This window comes from Geobacillus sp. ZGt-1 (assembly GCF_001026865.1).
GTDB classification, from domain to species: Bacteria; Bacillota; Bacilli; order Bacillales; family Anoxybacillaceae; genus Geobacillus; species Geobacillus thermoleovorans.
The window spans coordinates 368,832-372,284 of the sequence record NZ_LDPD01000013.1 but is presented as its reverse complement, the minus strand read 5'-3'; the positions used below and the strand labels follow the sequence as shown (position 1 = coordinate 372,284).

Below are 3,453 nucleotides of genomic sequence, written 5' to 3'. Positions count from 1 at the left end.
AGAGCACGTAGGCGCCAAAGGCGGTGCGCTCGTATGGGCCGCCGCGGCGGGCGACAAGCGAATCGCGGTAGCGGTGCATCGTGTTGATGTCGTCTTCCATCGGGCCCGGCATTCCGTACCGTTTTTCGTATGAGCTGCCCGAAACGGCGAAGTCCAGGCGGTATTTAGCGTCGAAAATGTAGTTGAATGTATAGTCTTTTCCCTTCTTTTCAATCGCCAGAACCGTGTCGGGCATTTGCGGGACGGTTGGCAGCCTTCCTTCGTACGGCTGATAGGTCAGCGTGATTCGCTCTCCGGTGTACGGATGTTCGTACACCCGCTTGGCGGAGCGGTTTTTTTCGAGATTGACGAACAGCCCTAAGCGGTTCACTTGGATGACATTTTGGCTGATGAGTTTGTATTTTTTCCCGAGAAGCTGCCCGAGCTTCAAAAACGTCCAATACTCGTACAGCGTCGCCACGTCTTTGACGGACATTCGGTACAGCTTCCCTTGCAAGGCGAGGCCGCGGGTGATGATGAGAAACAGCTGATAGGCGTCGCGGTACCCGGGCGCCATTTGCAGGACGAGGCTCATGACGGAGCGGTCAAGCCGCCCGATCGGCCGCCAAAAAGAGTGACGAAGCCGAGTTTCGAGCGCGCGGATCATCGATTGGATGCGCTCAAGCAAACCCGGATCCGGTTCCGTTTCGTATCGCTTTTGCTTCCCTTGCACGTGTTCGAACAAATCGAGCAGCTTCTCGACAAGGCGCGTCATCATCCATTTGACGAACCGGTTTTCGAGCGTGTCGTACGTCAGTTCTTTTTTCGCTTTGAGCCCCGATTGCGGCATGACGGTTCGACTTCCGATGTCGATGCCGCGCTTGACGTCACGGAACACGTGCGGCCGCTTGCGCAAATCATTCCGTCCTGCCGCATCCAAACGGCCGAGCTGGTCGCCGCGCACCCTCACATGGACGGTCGACAGTTGATGGTGCGGCTGCCGCTCGATATGGCGAATGGCCTGCAAAAAATCGCCGATATGCGCCTCCATAAGCCGGAAAAATTCACTTCTTGACGGCGCGCCGTCCCTCTTCGCCTTCGCTCGCTGGTACGTGCGCTTGATGAAGTGAAACGCCAAGTTGTAAATTTCTTCGCTGACTTCGTCAAGAAGGATTTGGTAGTCTTGTTTATATGTCAGCTTCGTCGGGAAAATTTCGATCGTCACGTCCAAAACGGAGCGGTGGCCGTCGCGGATTTCGAATGTCGACAGCCCGACTTCATTCGGGAAATGGAGATTTCCCATCAACACCGCTTGGCCGCCGATGTCCACCAGGCTGATGGCGTTTCTCAGCGCTGGCGACTCATGGTAAAAGGAGAGCACCCGGTCGGTTTTCGGAACGACGAGCAGCTGATAGACGCCGTTTTCAAAGAAAATCGGGCGGTGGCCGCCCGACCAGTCGACAAGCTCGCCAGCGTCCACGTCAAACAGCTTGACGCTCCGCACCCCTTCGCCGCTTGCGAAAAACTCCATCGTCTCGTGGAAATCGAGGCGGCGGTACTGCTTGAGCCCTTCGTATTGTTCGTGGTACGGCTTTCCTTTGATTACGAGCGTGAGCTGTTTCGTTTCGATATGGACGAGCTCATAGTCGTCACGCCCCAAGCCAGAACGAAGTGAAGCCATCGTCCTCTAACCTCCGCAGCATCTGCCAAATTTTCTCCGCGCTTTTTGGATAACGGGCATACGAAACATCAAGCACGCCGCTGTATTCACCGTCCGGTTCAAAACCGGCGCACAGGACAAACAGCTGCTTGAGCGCTGTTTCGAGCCGCACGTCGCTTCCCGAAAGGCGCGGCAAAATTTTTTGCATCAGGCAATAGTCGAACGCCTTGTCAAATTCCATCAGCTTTCCTTCTTCGTTATACGCAAGGTAGAAACAAATTTCATCGCGGACGCGGTAGCCGATATGCGCGCCGAGCGGCGCGAGGATGCGGTTGATCTCCACGAGCTGTTTCGTCACCGTTTCAACAAGCTCTGGGCAGCGTGCGTACACATCTTTCAAATGCAAATACCGCGCCGCGAACAGCTCCTGTCCGATTGACAGGGGCGCGACGGTCGGCAAGTCGCGCAAAAAATCGAGATGGTCGAGCTGGACGCGGTTGAACTCGATCGTGTTCGCCCGGTCGAGCACTTTTTTGCTGAAGGGGTGGGTCGTCTCGTCCATGTTGACCGTGCCGATGATGTAGACGTTCGGCGGGAGAAAAAGATCGCACCCTGCTGTTTCTCTCGGCAGCAACCGTGACGAGGTGATGCGCCCGTCTTCCCAGCGGCGGCTTTCCATGACGCTTAAGACATCGCTGAAATAATGCTCAACGCGGGCGAGGTTCATCTCATCCAACACGACGAAATACGGCTTGTCCGGATGCTTCCCCGCTTCGATGATGACGTTGGTGAGCGGCCCGGGCTTGAAATCGCCTTTAATGTCGACATAGCCAAGCAAGTCCGAGCCGTCGTGCCAATCCGGGCGGACGGGAATTAAGGTGAAGCGACCGTTGTCTTCCGTCGCGCCGACGCTCTCGGCGAGCCATTGAACAATTTTTGTTTTCCCGGTTCCAGAAATGCCGGACAAGATGACAAACGGTTTTGTTTTTAACGATAGAAAGAGGTTGGTCACTTCCTCTTTCGTATAGTAAAACCCTTTGGCGGATATGTATGAATGAATATGCTCAACCGCCTCCCGATAGGAAAGGGCCTGCTCGGGCGGTGCCATCGGTTCTGTTCGCTCCACATACTGTCGGTAATAACCGATCATCGTTTCGAGGTCGCGCGCGAGTTGTTCATTGGATGGCAGATCGTCAAACGAATAGGCGATATACGCCGCCACCGACCGTTCGTAGTCTTTCGCCCGTTTGCTTTCGCCAAGACGGATGTCATCATTCGTCCGCACGCGTTCTTCAGCGGGAATGAGTTGGCGGATGTCCCGCTTCACCCGCTCCATTTCGTCTTTCGGCGTCTCCGTCACTCCTTGGGCGAGCGTCAAATAGAGCCGGCGCATATCTTCACTGAATAAGTAGACGATATAATACCCGCGTTGCGTCGAATCCGTCACCTCTTGATCCATCACCGCCACCCACGGCACGTCAGTCCACACCCCTTGACCGACAGAACCTTTCACCACATACCGGTCAGGCGGTAAGAAAGGCAATGTTTTCAACGCCTCTGGAATCGCTCGTGTCACCAGCTGAAACGACCGTCGCTCTTTTGACAGTTTTTCGCGTTTTTCTTGTTCGTAAATGGCCATCACTTGGCGGAAAAGATCGTGCAATGACATGGGAATAACTCCTTCGTATAGAAATGTTATTCTTCGTTTCTATTTTTCTTCTATTCTACTAAAAAAGCGGCTCTCTCAACTAGTGAGAGAGCCGCTTCTTTCGTCACGAGCAGGCGTTCTTTATGTATATACATGCAACATGAAG

General features: G+C 54.4%; 2 protein-coding genes. Both read right to left on the bottom strand.

Features of this window, described 5'->3' with window-relative positions:
- A partial coding sequence (locus VU18_RS06070) for a restriction endonuclease-like protein (protein WP_047757780.1) occupies positions 1-1,660 on the bottom strand: 1,660 nt, incomplete at its 3' end.
- The gene (locus VU18_RS06065; RefSeq protein ID WP_047757768.1) at positions 1,629-3,308 is read right to left on the bottom strand and encodes an MrcB family domain-containing protein; all 1,680 of its coding nucleotides are present in this window, start codon (positions 3,306-3,308) and stop codon (positions 1,629-1,631) included. The genes VU18_RS06070 and VU18_RS06065, both read right to left, overlap by 32 nt.
- Positions 3,309-3,453: the final 145 nt, after the last annotated feature.

Excerpts from the sequence above, each read along its gene's own strand:
- VU18_RS06065 (WP_047757768.1), bottom strand. The coding sequence starts at position 3,308 with ATGTCATTGCACGATCTTTTCCGCCAAGTGATGGCCATTTACGAACAA.